The following is a 17,668-nucleotide window of genomic DNA, read 5'->3' as shown; positions in this document are numbered from 1 at the left end:
CTCAATACCTTCCGCGACGACGCATGCGCCGGGGGGGAGACTCGGCTTCGCGTACGGTCAGCTCCAGCCAGGCATCGTGCACATGCTCGTCGCCGGCTTCCAGGTCGATGTCGATGCGCTCGGCGCTGGAGCGCTCATGCCAGATGGTGAGCCGGCCGGGACCGACGGGCAGGTCTTCAAGCACGAAACGACCGTCGCGATCGGGCTTGGTGAAATAGGGCCCGTCAACGACCACGATGTGGGCGGACATGCGCGAGTGGACGTTGCAGAACACCCGCACCAGGCCGGGATGCTCGAAACGATGGGTCTCGCCGGAGCCTTCACCGTACACACCCAGGTCGAATCGGTTGTCACCGGAAGTGGAGAACACGTTGTGCAGGATGGGATCCTCGTTCGGAAACCGAACTTCGGTGCCGGCTGCAACCGCCAGTACTCGGGGCACGAACTCTCGCCGCCGCGTGGTCATCTCGACCATTGCGTCATGCTCTGCAACAGCCGGCGATTCATCAGGCTCGAAGTAGACCACCGCATTGGCGAACTCGTGGCGCTTCCGTACTGGCTCGCCATCTTCGGACACCAGCTCAAGACGACCAGTGACCCGGGCGGTGGACTGCTCGGCAGACTCGCCGGGCGAGGTTCGCGACCCTTCGGTCTCCGGCTCCGGGGCAGTGGTTGACCAGGCAGTGCCCGCCAGCCACAGCGTGGCGGCCAACGCAAGGCCTGTAGACAGAATGACTCGGCGCAAAACAGCAACCATGAACGTGAGGATACACTGTCGGACCGGACGATGACATGCACATCGGCCCGCCCGGAAACTCCGGGGCAACGGCGAGAGATGATTGTCCTGCGCCGCCACCGTCCCCATGTTGCACATTCAACCCGCAACAGGCAGCCACAATCATGGAACAGTATCGGGGAACAACGATCGTGTCGGTGCGGCGCGCCAACCAGGTGGTGATTGCCGGCGACGGTCAGGTTTCGCTCGGCAACACCGTCATGAAATCCAACGCACGCAAGGTGCGCCGACTCTACAAGAACCGCGTACTGGCCGGTTTTGCCGGCGCCACCGCCGATGCATTCACGCTGTTCGAACGTTTCGAGTCGAAGCTGGAGATGCACTCCGGACATCTCACGCGGGCTGCGGTGGAGCTGGCCAAGGACTGGCGCACCGACCGCCTGCTGCGACGCCTGGAAGCCCTGCTGGCCGTGGCCGACCAGGAAGCATCCCTGATCATTTCGGGCAACGGCGATGTCATCGAGCCTGAAGAGGGCCTCATCGCCATCGGCTCCGGCGGCCCGTTTGCCCAGTCGGCAGCACGGGCACTGCAGCGCCACACCGATCTCGATGCCGAGAGCATCTGCCGCGAGGCGCTGACCATCGCCGGCGAGATCTGCATCTACACCAACCACAATTTCACTGTCGAGACGCTGGATATCGAATCCGGCACGTTGGACTGAAGGATCTTCAAATGTCGCAGATGACCCCACGCGAGATTGTCCAGGAACTGGACCGCCACATCATTGGACAGGCGGCCGCCAAGCGCGCCGTCGCCATCGCACTCAGAAACCGCTGGCGCCGCCTGCAGGTGGACGAGAAGTTGCGCAAGGAGATTACGCCCAAGAACATCCTGATGATCGGCCCCACCGGGGTCGGCAAGACCGAGATCGCACGACGCCTGGCACGCCTGGCCCGCGCACCCTTCGTGAAGGTCGAGGCCACCAAATTTACCGAAGTCGGCTATGTCGGCAAGGATGTCGAGGCCATCGTGCGCGACCTGGTCGAAGCGGCCGTCAAGATGGCCCGCGACGAAGCCATGGACAAGGTTCGTTCACGCGCCGAAGATGCCGCGGTCGAGCGGGTGGTCGATATCATGCTGCCAAAGCGGCAGGCCACCGGGTTCGCCAACTCTCCCGAGGAGCCGGAGGACAACCAGTCCGAAACCCGGCGCAAGATGTTCACCCGCCTGCTCAATGGCGACTTCAATGAACGCGAGATCGAAATCGATGTGGACATGAACATCGGAGTCGAGATCATGGCGCCACCCGGCATGGAAGAAATGACCAGCCAGTTGCAGCAGATGTTTTCCAACATGTCCGGGCAACGCAAGCAGAAGCGCCGCATGAAGGTCAAGGACGCCATTCCCCTGCTCATCGAGCAGGAAGCCGCGCGCATGATCAACGACGAGGAAGTCAAGCAGCAGGCGCTGGCCATGGCCGAGGAGAACGGCATCGTCTTCATCGACGAAATCGACAAGGTCGCCCGCCGGGCGGAAGGCGGTTCTTCCGGCGAGGTCTCGCGCGAAGGTGTTCAGCGCGACCTGCTCCCGCTGGTCGAAGGCTCGACCGTCAACACCCGTTACGGACCGATCAACACCGATCACATGCTGTTCATCGCTTCCGGCGCCTTCCATGTCGCCAAGCCCTCGGACCTGGTGCCAGAACTGCAGGGGCGACTGCCCATTCGCGTCGAACTCAGGGCCCTGACGGCCGACGACTTCAAGCGCATCCTGACCGAGACCGATGCATCGCTGACCGAACAGTACACGGCCCTGCTGGCCACCGAAGGCGTGGATGTCGAGTTCACCGACGATGCCATCCACCGTCTGGCCGAGATCAGCTATTCGGTCAACGAGTCGACCGAGAACATCGGCGCCCGGCGCCTGCATACCGTCATGGAACGGCTGCTGGAGGACATTTCTTATGCAGCCCCGGACCGGTCGGGTGAGAAACTGTCCATCGATGCAGCTTACGTCGACCAGTACCTGGAAGACCTTGCCGGCAACGAGGACCTCAGTCGCTACATCCTCTGATCACTCAGATAACAGACATTCGAACTGAATCACGTCTGCGCGACATGGCGTGATCGCACCTGAAAAAACACGAAGGAGTCGAACATGAAGACCAGTGACATTCGTGCCGTCATCACCGGCGGTGTTTCCGGCCTGGGACTGGCCGTGGCCGAGCACTTCGCTTCGCTGGGCGGCAAGATTGCCCTGCTTGATGTCAACGATGAAAAGGCCACCGAGGCCGTCGGTCAGCTCGGCGAGGGCAAGGCGAAGTTCTTCCGCGTCGACGTCACCAGCGAGGCCGACGTGGAAAAGGTGCTTGGCGAAGCCAGCGACTGGCTGGGCGGACTCAACGTGGCCGTCAACTGTGCCGGCATCCTCGGCGCCGGGCGCGTGCTCGGGCGTGAAGCACCGATGCCTCTGGAAACCTTCTCGAAAACCGTCATGGTCAACCTGGTAGGCAGCTTCAACGTGGCCAAGGCCGCGGCCAACCTGATGCAGCACAACGAGGCCAATGACGACAACGAGCGCGGTGTAATCATCAATACCGCATCCGTGGCCGCCTACGAAGGGCAGATCGGCCAGGCCGCTTATTCGGCTTCCAAAGGTGGCGTGGTCGGCATGACCCTGCCCATGGCGCGCGAATTCACCCGCTTCGGCGTTCGGGTCATGACCATCGCACCAGGTGTGTTCCACACTCCCATGATCGACATCATGCCCGAAAAGGTGCAACAGGCCCTGGCTGAGTCCATCCCCTTCCCCAAGCGCCTGGGCAAACCCGAGGAGTTCGCCCGCCTGGCTGCCCATATCGTCGAGAACGCCTACCTCAACGGCAGCACCCTGCGGCTTGACGGTGCGGTGCGACTGGAACCGAAATAATGTGACGGGTGACGGGTGACGGGTTACGGGTGACAGGTGAAACGGGGGCGCTTGGGGCTGATGAAAAAATCAGGCCGAAGTCTGCAATCCCACCGCTTGTCGCCGCTGCTATCTCAAGTCCGGGCAACCTGTCACCCGTCACCGGTCACCTGCAACGAAATTGATGTAATGTCGACACCGTTCCTGCACACTGACCGCTTGCCGATAGCACACCGCGTGTGCAGACAGGAATAATCCACCGGCTCAGGAGGACCTCATGGACAAAATCATCGAGTGGTTCGAGCAACTGAACTACATGGAAGCGCTGGTGAACATCATCGGCGCCATTCTGATCTTTATCGTCGGTCGCTGGATTGTGCGAGCGATTGTCGCCTTCATGCGACGCCAGCTCGTCAAGCGCGAGATCGACGCCATGCTGGTCAGCTTCCTGGGTAATATCGTCGGCGCCGTGCTGACCGTGGCCGTGGTACTAGCCGCCATCGGCTACCTCGGGGTACCCATCACGCCGTTGATCGCCATACTTGGTGGCGCCGCACTGGCCGTAGGACTGGCCCTGCAGAGCTCCCTGAGCAACTTTGCCTCGGGCATCATGCTGGTTGGATTCCGCCCTTTCACCCGGGACAACTTCGTTGAAGCCGGAGGTGTCGCCGGAACGGTCATGCGCGTGGGCATTGTCAACACTGAACTGAAAACACCGGACAACCGCTACGTGGTCGTGCCCAACAGCGCCATCACCTCCAGCCCCATCACCAACTACTCGGCCTATGACACGCGCCGGATCGACCTGATCATCGGCGTGCACTACGACGACGACCTGAAGGTTGCCCGAGACACCATCGCGCGTGTTCTGGCCAAGCACGAGCAAGTCCTTGATGATCCAGAGCCAACCATCATGCTCATGGATCTCGGCGATTCGAGCGTCGATTTCGCCGTCAGGCCATGGGTCAATACGGCTGACTTCTGGCCCGTCCGGGGCGAACTTCTGGAACAGCTCAAGACCGAGCTGGAAGCCGCAGGTTGCTCGATTCCGTTTCCGCAGCGTGATGTGCATGTGTACGAGGAGAGTAAAGCTAACGCGGTGAAAGGTGAAAGGTGAAAGGTGAAAGGAATAAACACAAGACGGGGGTAATGACGTCCGTGTAATCATGGCCGGGGTGGCCAATGGCATGAGCCTGGCCTTTGGCCACCTCCCTTCACCGAAGCCCCGACGCCCCTCCTTTTACCTCTTACCTTTCACCTTTTGCCTTATACCTTTCACAGCGCGCGATCGCGCGCCTTCAATCCTCCGCCCTGAACCCCCGAATAATGTAGCCACCTGATTTCTCGTCGTGCTGCAGTTCGAGCAGGCCCTGCTTCTCGGCTTCCTTGAGCAGTTCGGAGAAGTTGCGGAAGCCATGGTAGCTTTCGCTGAAACCCGGTTTGCGGCGCTTCAGCGCCTGTTTGATCATTGACCCCCACACTTTCTCCTCGGCGTCGCGATCGGAAAACAGCGCCTCGGTGGTTTCCAGCAACAGATCGAATGCTTCCTGCTGGCGATCGTCTTCTGCCCGGGCGCCGGTTTTCTTCTTTTTCTTCTTGGTGGCTTTCTTCCTGGCCGTCTTGGAGGGAGAGGTGCGGATCAGGTCATCGTAGAAGATGAATTCGTCGCAGTTGGACATCAGCAGGTCGGAGGTTGAACTCTTGACCCCCACGCCAATGACGGTCTTGTTGTTTTCGCGCAGCTTCGACACCAGCGGCGAGAAGTCCGAATCGCCACTGATGACCACAAAGGTATCGACATGCTCCTTGGTGTAGCACAGATCCAGTGCGTCGACCACCATGCGAATATCGGCCGAATTCTTTCCGGACTGTCGCACATGCGGGATGTCGATCAACTCAAACGCTGCCTCGTGCATGGGCGGCTTGAAGTCCCGGTAGCGGCCCCAGTCGCAGTAGGCCTTCTTGACCACGATATTGCCCTTGAGCAGCAGTCTTTCCAGGACTTTCTGAATATCGAACGCCTCGTATCGGGCATCGCGTACGCCCAGGGCAATATTCTCGAAGTCGCAGAACAGTGCGAGATTGCGGGTAGGATTGGTTGACATGGTGTCCTGACGTATCGTTGAGAAAGCCCCAAAGGTATCTGCCCGGGCTGCAAATGTAAATTCCAGACTACCGCGCGAAGCATCCGAAACCCGAACCAGTGACACTCTACAATAGCTAGCATGAAAGAGATCACCGTCATTTTCAGCCACGGCCACCTGTCCAGCCCCGAGAGCAACAAGATCGTCCAGCTGGCACCCATAGCCCGGGCCCGGGGCTTTCGCACCGAAGCGATCGATTACCGGGATCTGCGTGATGATCCGGTAGGACGTGCAAGGCGACTGGTGGCACGTCTGCAGGAGCTCGACCGACCGGCCGTTCTGGTGGGGTCGTCCATGGGTGGCTATGTCTCCATGGCGGCAGCCGAACAACAAGCCGTAAGCGGGTTGTTCCTGATGGCTCCGGCGCTGTTTCTCGAGCATTACGTCGAAGGGGGAATTGCACCGGATACCTATCGGCCCAGAACGCAACATACCTGCATCGTGCACGGCTGGCGCGACGAAATCATCCCGTGGCGCAACAGCCTGAGGCATGCACGGCAGTCACAGGCCCGGTTGCATCTGCTTGATGCCGATCATGCCCTTCATGAGTGCCTGCCGTCGATTGCGGCCCTCCTGGACGACTTCCTGCAATCGCTGCCAGCCTGAACCGTTCCTGAATTGCGGCTTGTGCTGCCTGAACTTCGGGCTGGCCATACAGTCCCATGCCTGCCACCACGGAATCGTGGTGGTTGCTTGCCGGCCAACATCCGGCGCGGGGAACCCATGGGATCAACCAAGGATGCAAAAATGAAGAAAATATCACGGCTGTTCGTCGGGGCCGCAGTTCTCGGCGTTTCCTCTTTCTCCCTTGCCACCGATTTCAATTTTGAAGCCGGTGGCTCATGGTTCGACCTTGAACAGGGTTCGGCATGGGGTGGCGATTTCACCTGGCACTTCGATCCCGTACGCTCGGGACGAGGCCCTTATGACCAGGCCACTTTTCTCAATCGATCGAGCAATCTGCAACTGGACTACCTGCGTGAAAGCAGTGGCGATTTCGACGCCATCGGCGGCATGCTCGAGCTGTATCTCGAGGGCTTTTTTGCCGGCTTCGGCGCCTCTCGTTTCTCCAACGGTTTCGATGTCGACAGCTACACCCTGCGCGGCGGCTGGATGACCGGCCCGAGCACCCGTGTCACGGGCAACTGGGACCGGATCGAAATGCCATACGGCAGCAACATCGATATCCTGACGATGGGCATCAAGCATGTGCAGGAGCTTGGCGGCGGCGTGGCCTTTCATGTTGATGCCGAGGTGGGCGGAGCAAGCAACGGCAGCACGGAACTGGCCCACGCGCTGCGCGCCGACTACTACCCCATGCCGCATTTCGGTTTCGGACTGCGCAGCAGCGGCATCGGCTCGGACCGCGACTACGGCTTCGGTACACGCTACTTCTTCACCCCGCAGATCAGTGGCGAGTTCGAGTGGTTGCGCAACGACGATACCAGCGACGACACCATCCAGATTCGGGTAGGTGCCCGCTTCTGAGCATTCTCGGGGTCGCCGGCGGATGTCCGCCGGCGACCTGCTGTGGTATAACGGCGCCATGAATGCTCGCTACTTTGCTTTCGCGGCGCTGGCCACCCTGGTCGCCTGCCAGCCAGCCGAAGACCCCCCGCCAGAGGACGAAGGTGCCGCGGGCACCCTGGCCGGCAGTGCCTTCTACTTCGAGCGCATTGCCATGCCGGAAGACGCCTCGCTTGAAGTCATTCTGATCGACGCCTCCGGCCGCGATGACCGCATCCTCGCGCGCCGCATGATCGATGATGTGGGCAGTCCGCCCTACCCCTTCCAGATCGACTACGATCCGTCCGGCGTCGACCCGAACGATGCCCACGAACTGTGGCTCACGTTGTACCTGCCCGATGGCAATCCACGATTCAGCGCTGAAACGGCCGTCGACCTGAGTCAGCCGGAGATCCGGCAGATCAGGCTGCTGGCAGTGGAGCCGGAAAGCGAGACCGTCATCGAGGAGGAGGCCGAGCCTGCTGCGGCAGAGCCAGCCATCGACGAGCCCGCTGACGAGGATGCGGACGAAGCGCAGGATATCGATACTGATCGGCATGCCGACCTGGAGGCGATCAGCGACTGGCAGTGCGGCGATATTCGCCTTGAGGTCGCGGTGGACGGAAGCGATGCCGCTCTTACCCTGCCCTGGGAGGACGTGGTTCTGCGTCAACAGGAAGCGGAAGCCGGGATTCGCCTTGCGGGCAACGGTGTTTCGTTCTCGTCACAGGAAGCCGAGTCCGCCAGCCTGGATCTGCCGCAAGAAGCCGCCATCAACTGCCAACCGAGTTCGCTGCCCTCGCCCTGGGCGATGGCGCGTGATGCCGGCGCCTACTTTCGCGCCACCGGCCAGGAACCTGGCTGGGTACTGGAGCTGTACGACCGGGAGGATCCGGTCTTGCGCCTGGAGCTGGACGGCGGTGCGCATGAACTGCTGTTCGATACGGTCATCGAGGACCCGGATGGTGACGGCTATATCGCCGAATCTCCCGGCAACCAGGCCGGCATTATCCTGATCCGCGAACCCTGCCGCGACAGCATGGTGGGCTGGGAATTTCCCTATCGTGTCGAAATGCTGCTCAACGACCGCGAGCTCAGTGCCTGCGGTCGCTATCTCTAAGAGAGCGGTGGGGCGCAACGGGTGGCATCCGGGCACTCACGGCCTGAGCGCCCGAATGCCACCCGTTCTGACGTGTGAGAGCAAGGTAAAGAAACCAGAGACCCTCAGACGTTGAAGCGGAAATGCATCACGTCGCCTTCCTGGACGATGTAATCCTTGCCTTCCAGGCGCAGCTTGCCGGCGGCCTTGGCGCCGGACTCGCCGTTACAGGCGACATAGTCCTCGTAGGCGGTCACCTCGGCACGGATGAAGCCCTTCTCGAAATCGGTATGGATACGGCCGGCGGCCTGGGGCGCGGTGGATCCTGACTTTACCGTCCAGGCGCGGACTTCCTTGGGCCCGGCGGTGAAGAAGGTCAGCAGTCCCAGCAGCGAGTAGCCGGCGCGAATCAGTCGATGCAGCCCGGGCTCGTCCTGGCCCAGCTCGGCCAGGAACTCGGCCTGGTCCTCCTCGTCCAGCTCGGCCAGCTCCGCTTCCATCGCCGCGCACAGCACCACCACCTCGGCGCCCTCCCCGGCCGCGTGGCCACGCACGGCGGTGACATATTGGTTGTCTTCGGCGGCGCGATCATCGACATTGGCAACGTAGAGCACCGGCTTGGCGGTGATGAACTGCCAGGTTTTGAGCGTCTTGCGCTCTTCTTCCTCGACTTGAAGGGTTCGCAGCGGATTGCCTTCTCCAAGATGGGCAACGACCCGTTCAAGCAATTCAGCCTGGCGCCGGGCTTCCTTGTCACCCGACTTGGTCTGGCGAGCCACCTTGTCGAGTGCCTTTTCTGCCACGTCCAGGTCGGCCATCACCAGCTCGGTATCGATGGTCTCGATATCGGAAAGCGGATCGACGCGTCCGGAAACATGCGTCACGTCGTCATCGACGAAGCAGCGCACGATGTGGGCAATGGCGTCGGTCTCCCGGATATGGGCGAGAAACTGGTTGCCCAGCCCTTCGCCCTTCGAGGCCCCGGCGACCAGCCCGGCGATATCGACAAACTGCATCATCGTCGGAATAACCTTCTCGGGCGTGACGATACCTGCCAGCTCGTCGAGCCGCGGGTCGGGCACCGGCACCATGCCGACATTGGGCTCGATGGTGCAGAACGGATAGTTCTCGGCCTGAATGCCGGCCTTGGTCAGACAGTTGAAAAGGGTCGACTTACCCACGTTGGGGAGACCGACGATGCCGCATTTGAAGCCCATTGGGGGTGTACTCCTTACAGTGTTTCGGTATTGATGAGGCCGGCTGCCCCATGCAACCTGATCTTGCCTTGCTTGAGCGGGGAAACGAGAGACAGGAGACGGAAGACGGAACAGAGATGATCGGAGATGGTTCGCGCTGTCCTGCCAATCGACCTGCTTACGACTCCTTCCTGCCCGCTTGTTCGCTACTCACGCGCTCAGGCCGGGTATGCAGTCGTTGCATGGCCTTGTCCGGGCGCCCGGCCAGCAGATCGGGCAATGCATCGGCGGCACGATCGATGGCCTCCACGATGGCCTTCTCATCCTCGACGGTGGCGCGGCCCAGCACCCACGGGGTGACGGCCTCGCGGATTCCAGGGTGACCGATGCCGATGCGTACGCGCCAGAAACTCTTGCTGCCCAGGTGGCTGAAAGTGCTTCTCAGGCCATTGTGCCCGCCATGACCGCCGCCCTGCTTGAGTCTGACCGTGCCCGGGGGCAGGTCCAGATCATCGTAGGCAATGACCACGCGCTCGGGGCCCACATCGAAGTAGTCGGCCGCCGCCCTCACCGCCTGACCGGAATGGTTCATGAACGTATCCGGCCTGAGAAACACGCAATCGGCGCCAGAAAACGACAGCTTGGCCGCTTCTCCATGCAGCTTGCGATTGGGTTTCAGACTTAGCGTCTGGCGACGATCCAGGGCATCCAGAAACCAGAACCCGGCATTGTGCCGGGTTCTTTCGTACTTTTGGCCCGGGTTGCCCAGGCCGACTATCAGCCAGCGATCGCTCACTGGCTGACTCAGTCTTCCTTCTTCTCTTCGGCTGCAGCCTCGTCGCCGTCTTCCTCGCCTTCTTCAGCCTCGGGTTCTTCGGCTGCTTCGGCGTCACCAACGGTCTCGACTTCGGCGGCTTCACCCATGGCGGCATCGGCTTCGGCGGCCAGCTCGCCCGTGCCCTGTCCGGCTCGAATGAAGATAGCCGTGACAATGGCGTAATCATCACTCTCGTCGCCGTATTCGAGGGCCGGGATGGTCACCCCCTTGGGCAGCGGAATCTGGCTGAGCATGACACTTTCGCCGGGCTGAAGGTTGGCCAGATCGACTTCCAGGTATTCCGGAAGATCGCCGGGCAGCGCCTCGATCTCGACTTCGACCACCTGGTGCGAGACCACCACGCCAGCCTTCTTGCCGGCCGGTGAGCCCTCTTCGTTGACAAAGTGGATCGGCACACTGATGCGTAGCGACTCCTTCTCGGAGATGCGCTGGAAATCAGCATGCGTCAGCAGAGGCTTGAACGGATGACGCTGAAGGTCACGCAGCACGACCTGCTGCTTCTTCTTGCCGACATTGATCTCGAGCACCGAGGCGTGAAACGCCTCTTCCTCTGCAGCGTGCAACAGAAGATCATGGTCAATGGTAATGCTGGCAGGCTCACGGTCTCCGCCGTAGATCACGGCGGGGATCCGACCGGCACGGCGCAGGCGGCGGCTCGCACCTTTCCCCACGTCCGTACGCATTTCTGCCGGAATCTGGTAGTTTTTCGACATGACTTAAAGTCTCTTGGCAATGGTTGAACAACCGGCAACCCGCGACCAGGCCACCGGAGCAAGCCGACCATTATAAACTCTTGATCGACCCGAAGGAAGCCCCGGGATGGGCTCATTTCGCAGAGCCCGGCTCGTCCCACACGCCCCTCTCTGCCCATTGCTCCAGCGCCGCCAGCCAGGGCTTGATATCCAGCTGCTGGGCGGCCAACCAGTCATCGTCGAAGTAGCTTTCACGGTAGCGCTGGCCATCGTCGCACAGCAGGGTCACCACGCTGCCCCGCTCTCCCTGCTCGCGCATTTCCGAGAGCAGGCGCACGCTGCCGATCAGGTTGGTACCGGTCGAGCCGCCACACTTGCGGCCCAGCCAGTTCTCCAGGAAACGGATCGCGGCCATGCTGGCGGCATCGGGCACCGTCATCATCCGATCGACGACAGACGGAATGAAACTCGGCTCCACCCGCGGCCTGCCAATGCCCTCGATTCGGGAGGCCGCCGAGATGACCAGGTCCGCGTCGCCGGTCTTGTAGTAGTCGTGAAACACCGAGTTTTCTGGATCGACCACGCACAGGTCGGTCGGACAGCCGGCAAAACAGCGAATGCGCATGTAGCGCCCGATAGTGGCCGCCGTACCCCCGGTACCGGCCGAGACCACCACCCAGCGTGGATGTGGGTGCGACTCGAGAGCCATTTGAGAAAATAGGCTCTCGGCGATGTTGTTGTTGCCGCGCCAGTCGGTGGCCCGCTCGGCGTAGGTGAACTGGTCCATGAAGTGTCCGCCCAGCTCGCGCGCCAGGCGGTCGGACTCGTCGTAGATGGAGCAGGCCTCGACCAGTCGGCATTCCCCGCCATAAAACTCGATCTGGGCAATCTTCTCCGGCGAGGTGCCATCCGGCATCACGGCAATGAAGCGCAGGCCGAGCAATCGGGCGAAGTAGGCTTCCGATACCGCGGTCGAACCGGAACTGGCCTCGATGATCGGCGTGTCCGGACCGATCCAGCCGTTGCACAGACCATAGAGAAACAGCGAACGGGCCAGGCGGTGCTTGAGGCTGCCGGTGGGGTGGATGGATTCGTCCTTTAGGTAGAGCTGCCAGCCCGACCACGCCTCGGGCATGTCCATGCGAATCAGGTGAGTGTCGGCCGAGCGATTGAAGTCGGCTTCAATGGCACGAATGGCCTCGGCGGTCCAGCGGCAGTCGCCACCATCGGTGGCCGGAGAGGGGTGTGATCTGTCCATGGCAGGCATGATACCGGGCCTGGAAACCTTCCTGCTAGAATAGTGGTCGATATCTGCAGTTCACTTTTTCGACAACAAGCGAGGAACGACGCCAACCATGAGCGAGAACTTCCGCACCACTTCCATCCCGCGCCCTCAGCAAGGCGTGGAGATAGACGAAAGCGCACGCAAGGTACTGCGCAACACCTGGAACCTGCTGTCGCTGACCTTGCTGTTCAGCGCCGGCATGGCGCTGCTGTCGATGGCCAACAACTGGCCCTATCCGGGCGTGGTCATTACGCTGCTGGGCTATTTCGGCCTGCTGTTTCTGACCATGTACCTGCGCAACTCGGCCTGGGGCCTGCTGAGCGTATTCGCCCTGACCGGATTCATGGGGCTGACCCTGGGGCCGATCGTCAATGCCTACCTGGGCATGTTCAGCAACGGTCATCAACTGGTCATCACCGCCATGGGTGCCACCGGCGTTGCCTTTGTCGGCCTGTCGGGTTTCGCCATGGTCACGAAGAAGGACTTCAGCTTCATGGGGCCCTTCCTGTTCGTCGGCATCCTGGTCGCTTTCGTGGCCGGGCTGATCTCGATCTTCTTCAGCATGCCGGCCCTGGGCCTGGCGGTGAGCGCCATGTTCGCCCTGCTGATGTGCGGCCTGATCATTTACCAGACCCAGCAGATCGTGCGCGGCGGCGAACGCAACTACATCATGGCCACGGTGACGCTGTTCGTGTCCATCTACAACCTGTTCACCAGCCTGCTGCACCTGCTCGGGTTTTTCTTCGGAGAAGACTGAGCCGGGTGGCGACGCAAAACGCCGCGCACCAGCGCGGCGCCCTACCTCCGCCGCGGAATAAAACTCTCCAGCAACAACAACCCCACCCCGATCACGATGATGGTGTCGGCCAGGTTGAAGGCCGGCCAGTGCCAGCCGGAATAGTGCACGTCAATGAAATCGACCACGTAGCCAAAGCGCACCCGGTCGATCAGGTTACCGATGGCCCCGCCGAGAATCAGCACCAAGGCGGTGGGCAGCATGCGCGCTCGATGCGGCAGTCGCCACAACCACACCAGCAGCACGATGCAGATGATGACAGCCACGCCGGAGAGAAACCAGCGTTGCCAGCCACCGGCACCGGCCAGGAAGCTGAAGGCCGCGCCGGTGTTGTGCGCCAGGGTGAGGTTCAGCCAGGAAAACACCTCGCGCGGGCGGTAAAGCTCGAGTGCCTGGGTGGCCAGGAACTTGGTCCACTGGTCGAGCAGGACCAGCAGCACGACCAGGCCGAGCCACAGGAAATACTTCGACGGGCGCATCGGCAACATGTCGGTCAGCCCCAGGTTCGTGTTTCTGCCGGACCCTCGACGTTACCCACGCAACGTTCACAGATCTCGGGATGGTCCGGGTTGGAGCCTACGTCGGCGCGATGGTGCCAGCAGCGGATGCACTTGGCATGATTGGTGGCACGCACGGCGACCTTGAGCGTGTCGCCTTCGATCTCGGCCGACTCCATGACCTCGGTGACCTCGGCCAGGTGCACATCGGAGGAAATGAACAGAAAGCGGAGTTCGTCACCGATGGCCGCCAGTTCTTCGCCCAGGCGACCCGAGGCCTCGAGCGTGATTTCGGCAGCCAGCGAAGAGCCGATGGCCTTGTCGCGTCGGAGCTGTTCCAGTTTCGGCCCGACCACCTCGCGCACCGCCCGCAGGCGACGCCAGGTCTCACGCGTGGCCTGATCGGTGGGCTCCAGACCCTCGTACCAGGTCGCCAGCATCACCGACTCCGAGCGATCGCCCGGCATCCCCTTCCAGATCTCCTCGGCGGTGAAGCAGCATACCGGCGCCAGCCAGCGCACCAGCGCTTCGAGGATATGGTGCATGACCGTCTGTGCCGAGCGGCGGGCCGGATGGTCTTCAGGCAGGGTATAGAGGCGGTCTTTGATAATGTCGAGATAGAACGCGCCCATGTCCACCGAGCAGAAATGGTGCAGGCGCTGATAGATATTGAGAAAGCGGTAGTTTGAGTAGGACTCGGCAATTTCGTCACCCAGCTGGCGGGCCAGATCGAGCGCATAACGATCCAGCGGCAGCAACTTATCGACCGACAGCCGGTGCGATTCCGGATCAAAACCATGCAGGTTGCCAAGCAGGAAGCGCGAGGTGTTGCGGATGCGCCGGTAGGCGTCGGCGACGCGCTTGAGAATCTCGTCGGAAACACTCATTTCCTGGCGGTAGTCGGCCGCAGCCACCCACAGCCTGAGAATATCGGCGCCCAGGGTCTTCATGACCTGCTGTGGGGCGACGACATTGCCCATGGACTTCGACATCTTCTTGCCTTCGGCATCGACGGTGAAGCCGTGGGTGAGCACCTGTCGATAGGGGGCTTCGCCATGCATGGCCACCGAGGTCAGCAGCGAGGACTGAAACCAGCCACGATGCTGGTCGGAACCTTCCAGGTAGATATCGGCCGGCCGGGTCAGTTCGTCGCGCTGATCAAGCACGCAGTAGTGGGTCACGCCGGAGTCGAACCAGACATCGAGAATGTCGGGCACCGGCTCATAGCGCTCGCCGTCCACGCCCAGGCGCTCGGCAACATCGTCGGCATACCAGGCATCGACGCCTTCCTCGGCGACGATGTCGGCCAGTTTCTTCAGGATCTCCGGGGTGTCCGGATGCGGTTGCTGGCTTTCGCGGTCGCAGAAAAAGCCCAGCGGCACGCCCCAGGTGCGCTGACGCGAGATGCACCAGTCCGGGCGGGTCTCGATCATTCCGCGAATGCGCGCCTGGCCCCAGTCGGGCACCCAGCGCACCTGGTCGATGGCCTTGAGCGCCTGTTCGCGCAGTCCGGCCTGGTCCATGGCAATGAACCACTGCGGGGTGGTACGAAATGCCGTTGGCGTCTTGTGGCGCCAGCAGTGCGGATAGCTGTGGCCGAAATCCTCGGCGGCCAGCAGATGGCCGCTGACCTGCATGTGCTCGACCAGCTGACTGTTGGCCTTCCAGACATGCTCGCCGCCCACCACGGCCGTGTCATCGACGAAAATACCGCGTCCGTCGATGGGGTTGACCACGGGCAGGTCGTAGATCTTGCCGATATCGAAGTCTTCCTGGCCGTGACCGGGGGCGGTGTGGACTGCACCGGTACCGGCATCGGTCGTGACATGCTCGCCGAGAATGACCGGCACCTGGTAGTCGTTGAACGGGTGATTGAGCTTGAGATGTTCGAGGGTTTTGCCCTTTACCGAACCGATGACCTCGACGTTGTCCAGCCCGATGCGCTCGCACACGGAGTCACGCAATTCGCTGGCAATGACCAGCTCACGCACAACGCCTTCGCGCTGACCGCGCACCAACTCGTAGTCGAGATCGGCATTCAGGCACACTGCCTGGTTGGCCGGCAGCGTCCACGGCGTGGTCGTCCAGATGACGACGCCGGCATCGTCCGAAAGGGAGTCCTGGCCGAAAAGCCGCCCCAGCTCGGCCGGATCGGCAGCCGGAAACAGCACGTCGACGGCAATCGAGGTCTTGTCCTGGTATTCGATCTCGGCCTCGGCCAGCGCCGAGCCACAGTCGAAACACCAGTGAACGGGCTTGACGCCGCGCTTGAGGTGTCCGCGCTCGACGATTTTCGCCAACGCCCGGAGCATATTGGCCTCGTAGGAAAAATCGCGCGTGGCATAGGGATTGGACCAGTCACCGAGACCACCCAGACGCTTGAAGTCCTCGCGCTGGTTGTCGATCTGCCGATCGGCGTACTCGCGGCACTTCTGTCGGAACGTGGCCGCGTCGACCTTGTGGCCGACCTTGCCGACCTTTTTTTCCACCTGCAGCTCAATGGGCAGCCCGTGACAGTCCCAGCCCGGGATATAGGGAGCGCGGTAACCGGCCATCAGCGCCGAGCGCACGACGATATCCTTGAGCACCTTGTTGACCGCATGGCCGATGTGAATATCGCCATTGGCATAGGGGGGGCCGTCATGCAGCACGAAAGCGGGCCGATTGGCAGTGGCCGCCTGGATCCGACCGTACAGGTCAAGGTCGTACCATTGCTTGAGCATCTGCGGCTCGCGATTGGCCAGCGATGCCTTCATCGGAAACGCCGTCTTCGGCAAATTGATGGTGTCTTTGTAGTCCATGGTTTCGCTAACTGTCTTGTCGCTGCGGCCTGGTAATGCTGCCCGCGCGCCCGAAGGGATCACGAACGAGCCGGGTCCAGGGTCTCCCTTGCCTTCTCGGCATCCTTGATCATCTGTCGCTTCATTGCATCCACATCTTCGAACTTGCGCTCGGCGCGAATGAATTCAACGAACTCCACTCTCACATGACGCCCGTACAGGTCGCCATCGTAATCGAACAGGTGGGCTTCGAGCAGCCAGTCGCGTCCATCCACCGTCGGTCGCAGACCGATACTCGCCACCCCCGGGTGGTGGTCCAGTCCCGCGCCACTGACCCGGACCGAATACACCCCATGCAGCGCCGGCGGGATGGGTGGGCGCAGATTGACCGTGGCAAAACCCAGCTGCCGCCCCAGCTCGTTGCCGCGCAACACTCGCCCCGAGATGGCATACGGCCGTCCCAGCAGACCGGCGGCAACATCCAGTTTGCCCACGGCCAGTGCCTCGCGAACGCGCGAGGAGGAAATCCGCTCATCGCCGTCATCGACGGCATCGACGCACACCAGCTCGAAATCATAGCGCCGCGCCAGCTTCATAAGCATTGTCACATCGCCGGCTGCGCGCGATCCAAACCGGAAATCGTGCCCCACCACCACGCGCCTGGCATTGGCGCCGCGCACCAACACATCGCGCACAAACCGCTCCGGGCTTTGCCGGGCGAAACCGACGTTGAAACGCAACATGAACATCAGGTCCAGCCCGTAGTCCCGCGCCAGACCAACCCGGTCGCGCAGGTTCAGCAACCGCGGCACGGGCGCCTGCGGCCTGAAAAACGTGGCCGGCAACGGCTCGAAACACATCATGGCCGTGGCCAGCTTGCCGCCACCGGCGCACGCCGCATCAAGCAGCGCCTGATGGCCACGGTGCAGTCCATCGAAGTTGCCAACCGCCACCGAACAGGCAGGCCGGTCATCAAGCTCCGGGTTGAGGTATCTGATGAGTCGCATGGGCAGTCGGGCGATTTTACAGGTTTTGGAGAAGAAGGAAAAAAGGTAAAAGGTGAAAGGTGAAAGGTGAAAGGCGAAAGGTGAAAGGCGAAAGGAGCCGGGGCACCCTCCTTTCACCTTTCACCTCTTACCTTTTACCTCCCTCCATTTGACACCCGCCCCACAATCCACAATCCTTGCCCCA

The 17,668-nt window shown here is 61.7% G+C and carries 17 protein-coding genes; 8 read left to right on the top strand and 9 right to left on the bottom strand.

Features of this window, described 5'->3' with window-relative positions; all coding sequences use genetic code 11:
* Nucleotide 1 precedes the first annotated feature (1 nt).
* Nucleotides 2–745, bottom strand: coding sequence for a hypothetical protein (locus IC757_RS05740; RefSeq protein ID WP_190976410.1), 744 nt, complete (start codon nt 743–745; stop codon nt 2–4).
* Nucleotides 746–900: 155 nt separating this feature from the next.
* On the opposite strand from IC757_RS05740, the gene hslV reads away from it, so the two are divergent.
* From hslV to IC757_RS05720, 4 genes are all read left to right on the top strand, one after another.
* Complete coding sequence (gene hslV / locus IC757_RS05735; protein WP_190976409.1) at nt 901–1,458, top strand: ATP-dependent protease subunit HslV; 558 nt, start codon at nt 901–903, stop codon at nt 1,456–1,458.
* 11 nt (nt 1,459–1,469) lie between these two features.
* Nucleotides 1,470–2,810, top strand: a complete 1,341-nt coding sequence (hslU, locus tag IC757_RS05730; RefSeq protein WP_190976408.1) for an ATP-dependent protease ATPase subunit HslU — start codon at nt 1,470–1,472, stop codon at nt 2,808–2,810.
* Between the two features lie 84 nt (nt 2,811–2,894).
* Nucleotides 2,895–3,665, top strand: a complete 771-nt coding sequence (locus tag IC757_RS05725; RefSeq protein ID WP_190976407.1) for an SDR family NAD(P)-dependent oxidoreductase — start codon at nt 2,895–2,897, stop codon at nt 3,663–3,665.
* Between the two features lie 256 nt (nt 3,666–3,921).
* Entirely contained in the window at nt 3,922–4,761 is an 840-nt protein-coding gene (locus IC757_RS05720; RefSeq protein WP_190976406.1) for a mechanosensitive ion channel family protein, read from the top strand.
* Between the two features lie 181 nt (nt 4,762–4,942).
* Here IC757_RS05720 and IC757_RS05715 read toward each other — a convergent pair whose 3' ends face one another.
* On the bottom strand, nt 4,943–5,749 hold the full coding sequence (locus tag IC757_RS05715; protein WP_190976405.1) for an NYN domain-containing protein: 807 nt from the start codon (nt 5,747–5,749) through the stop codon (nt 4,943–4,945).
* A gap of 120 nt (nt 5,750–5,869) precedes the next feature.
* Between IC757_RS05715 and IC757_RS05710 the strand changes: the two genes are divergently transcribed.
* The 3 genes from IC757_RS05710 to IC757_RS05700 all read left to right on the top strand — a co-directional run bounded on the left by IC757_RS05710 (nt 5,870) and on the right by IC757_RS05700 (nt 8,414).
* Nucleotides 5,870–6,394 carry an alpha/beta fold hydrolase gene (locus tag IC757_RS05710; RefSeq protein ID WP_190976404.1) on the top strand — a complete coding sequence of 175 codons (525 nt, stop codon included), beginning with the start codon at nt 5,870–5,872 and terminating at the stop codon, nt 6,392–6,394.
* A gap of 141 nt (nt 6,395–6,535) precedes the next feature.
* Nucleotides 6,536–7,276 (top strand): putative porin, encoded by a 741-nt coding sequence (locus IC757_RS05705; RefSeq protein WP_190976403.1) that lies wholly within the window; start codon nt 6,536–6,538, stop codon nt 7,274–7,276.
* Nucleotides 7,277–7,298: 22 nt separating this feature from the next.
* Entirely contained in the window at nt 7,299–8,414 is a 1,116-nt protein-coding gene (locus IC757_RS05700; RefSeq protein ID WP_190976402.1) for a YbaY family lipoprotein, read from the top strand.
* Between the two features lie 104 nt (nt 8,415–8,518).
* Here IC757_RS05700 and ychF read toward each other — a convergent pair whose 3' ends face one another.
* From ychF to IC757_RS05680, 4 genes are all read right to left on the bottom strand, one after another.
* Nucleotides 8,519–9,610: a redox-regulated ATPase YchF gene (gene ychF, locus IC757_RS05695; RefSeq protein ID WP_190976401.1), complete on the bottom strand. Its 1,092-nt coding sequence runs from the start codon at nt 9,608–9,610 to the stop codon at nt 8,519–8,521.
* Nucleotides 9,611–9,767: 157 nt separating this feature from the next.
* Nucleotides 9,768–10,385, bottom strand: coding sequence for an aminoacyl-tRNA hydrolase (gene pth / locus IC757_RS05690; RefSeq protein WP_190976400.1), 618 nt, complete (start codon nt 10,383–10,385; stop codon nt 9,768–9,770).
* A gap of 8 nt (nt 10,386–10,393) precedes the next feature.
* A complete protein-coding gene (locus IC757_RS05685) occupies nt 10,394–11,140 on the bottom strand; it encodes a 50S ribosomal protein L25/general stress protein Ctc (RefSeq protein ID WP_190976399.1) in 747 nt (248 codons plus the stop codon).
* 112 nt (nt 11,141–11,252) lie between these two features.
* On the bottom strand, nt 11,253–12,377 hold the full coding sequence (locus tag IC757_RS05680) for a PLP-dependent cysteine synthase family protein (protein WP_190976398.1): 1,125 nt from the start codon (nt 12,375–12,377) through the stop codon (nt 11,253–11,255).
* A gap of 97 nt (nt 12,378–12,474) precedes the next feature.
* Here IC757_RS05680 and IC757_RS05675 point away from each other — a divergent pair, with 97 nt between their 5' ends.
* Nucleotides 12,475–13,161, top strand: a complete 687-nt coding sequence (locus IC757_RS05675) for a Bax inhibitor-1/YccA family protein (RefSeq protein WP_190976397.1) — start codon at nt 12,475–12,477, stop codon at nt 13,159–13,161.
* A 41-nt stretch (nt 13,162–13,202) separates the two neighbouring features.
* Here IC757_RS05675 and lspA read toward each other — a convergent pair whose 3' ends face one another.
* From lspA to IC757_RS05660, 3 genes are read right to left on the bottom strand one after another with little or no spacing between them, the layout of a single operon-like run.
* Nucleotides 13,203–13,688, bottom strand: a complete 486-nt coding sequence (gene lspA / locus IC757_RS05670) for a signal peptidase II (protein ID WP_411913470.1) — start codon at nt 13,686–13,688, stop codon at nt 13,203–13,205.
* A gap of 5 nt (nt 13,689–13,693) precedes the next feature.
* The gene (gene ileS / locus IC757_RS05665; RefSeq protein ID WP_190976396.1) at nt 13,694–16,498 is read right to left on the bottom strand and encodes an isoleucine--tRNA ligase; all 2,805 of its coding nucleotides are present in this window, start codon (nt 16,496–16,498) and stop codon (nt 13,694–13,696) included.
* A 59-nt stretch (nt 16,499–16,557) separates the two neighbouring features.
* Entirely contained in the window at nt 16,558–17,484 is a 927-nt protein-coding gene (locus IC757_RS05660; RefSeq protein ID WP_190976395.1) for a bifunctional riboflavin kinase/FAD synthetase, read from the bottom strand.
* Between the last annotated feature and the right edge of the window lie 184 nt (nt 17,485–17,668).

Origin of the sequence: Wenzhouxiangella sp. AB-CW3 (assembly GCF_014725735.1) — a bacterium.
Taxonomy (GTDB): Bacteria; Pseudomonadota; Gammaproteobacteria; order Xanthomonadales; family Wenzhouxiangellaceae; genus Wenzhouxiangella.
This window is presented reverse-complemented; position numbering and strand designations above follow the sequence as displayed.

Coding starts and splice junctions, on each gene's coding strand:
- IC757_RS05660 (WP_190976395.1), bottom strand. CDS start 17,484: ATGCGACTCATCAGATACCTCAACCCGGAGCTTGATGACCGGCCTGCC.
- IC757_RS05700 (WP_190976402.1), top strand. CDS start 7,299: ATGTCCGCCGGCGACCTGCTGTGGTATAACGGCGCCATGAATGCTCGC.
- IC757_RS05685 (WP_190976399.1), bottom strand. CDS start 11,140: ATGTCGAAAAACTACCAGATTCCGGCAGAAATGCGTACGGACGTGGGG.
- IC757_RS05720 (WP_190976406.1), top strand. CDS start 3,922: ATGGACAAAATCATCGAGTGGTTCGAGCAACTGAACTACATGGAAGCG.
- lspA (WP_411913470.1), bottom strand. CDS start 13,688: ATGTTGCCGATGCGCCCGTCGAAGTATTTCCTGTGGCTCGGCCTGGTC.
- ileS (WP_190976396.1), bottom strand. CDS start 16,498: ATGGACTACAAAGACACCATCAATTTGCCGAAGACGGCGTTTCCGATG.
- hslU (WP_190976408.1), top strand. CDS start 1,470: ATGTCGCAGATGACCCCACGCGAGATTGTCCAGGAACTGGACCGCCAC.
- ychF (WP_190976401.1), bottom strand. CDS start 9,610: ATGGGCTTCAAATGCGGCATCGTCGGTCTCCCCAACGTGGGTAAGTCG.
- IC757_RS05725 (WP_190976407.1), top strand. CDS start 2,895: ATGAAGACCAGTGACATTCGTGCCGTCATCACCGGCGGTGTTTCCGGC.
- IC757_RS05710 (WP_190976404.1), top strand. CDS start 5,870: ATGAAAGAGATCACCGTCATTTTCAGCCACGGCCACCTGTCCAGCCCC.
- IC757_RS05680 (WP_190976398.1), bottom strand. CDS start 12,377: ATGGACAGATCACACCCCTCTCCGGCCACCGATGGTGGCGACTGCCGC.
- hslV (WP_190976409.1), top strand. CDS start 901: ATGGAACAGTATCGGGGAACAACGATCGTGTCGGTGCGGCGCGCCAAC.
- IC757_RS05705 (WP_190976403.1), top strand. CDS start 6,536: ATGAAGAAAATATCACGGCTGTTCGTCGGGGCCGCAGTTCTCGGCGTT.
- IC757_RS05715 (WP_190976405.1), bottom strand. CDS start 5,749: ATGTCAACCAATCCTACCCGCAATCTCGCACTGTTCTGCGACTTCGAG.
- IC757_RS05675 (WP_190976397.1), top strand. CDS start 12,475: ATGAGCGAGAACTTCCGCACCACTTCCATCCCGCGCCCTCAGCAAGGC.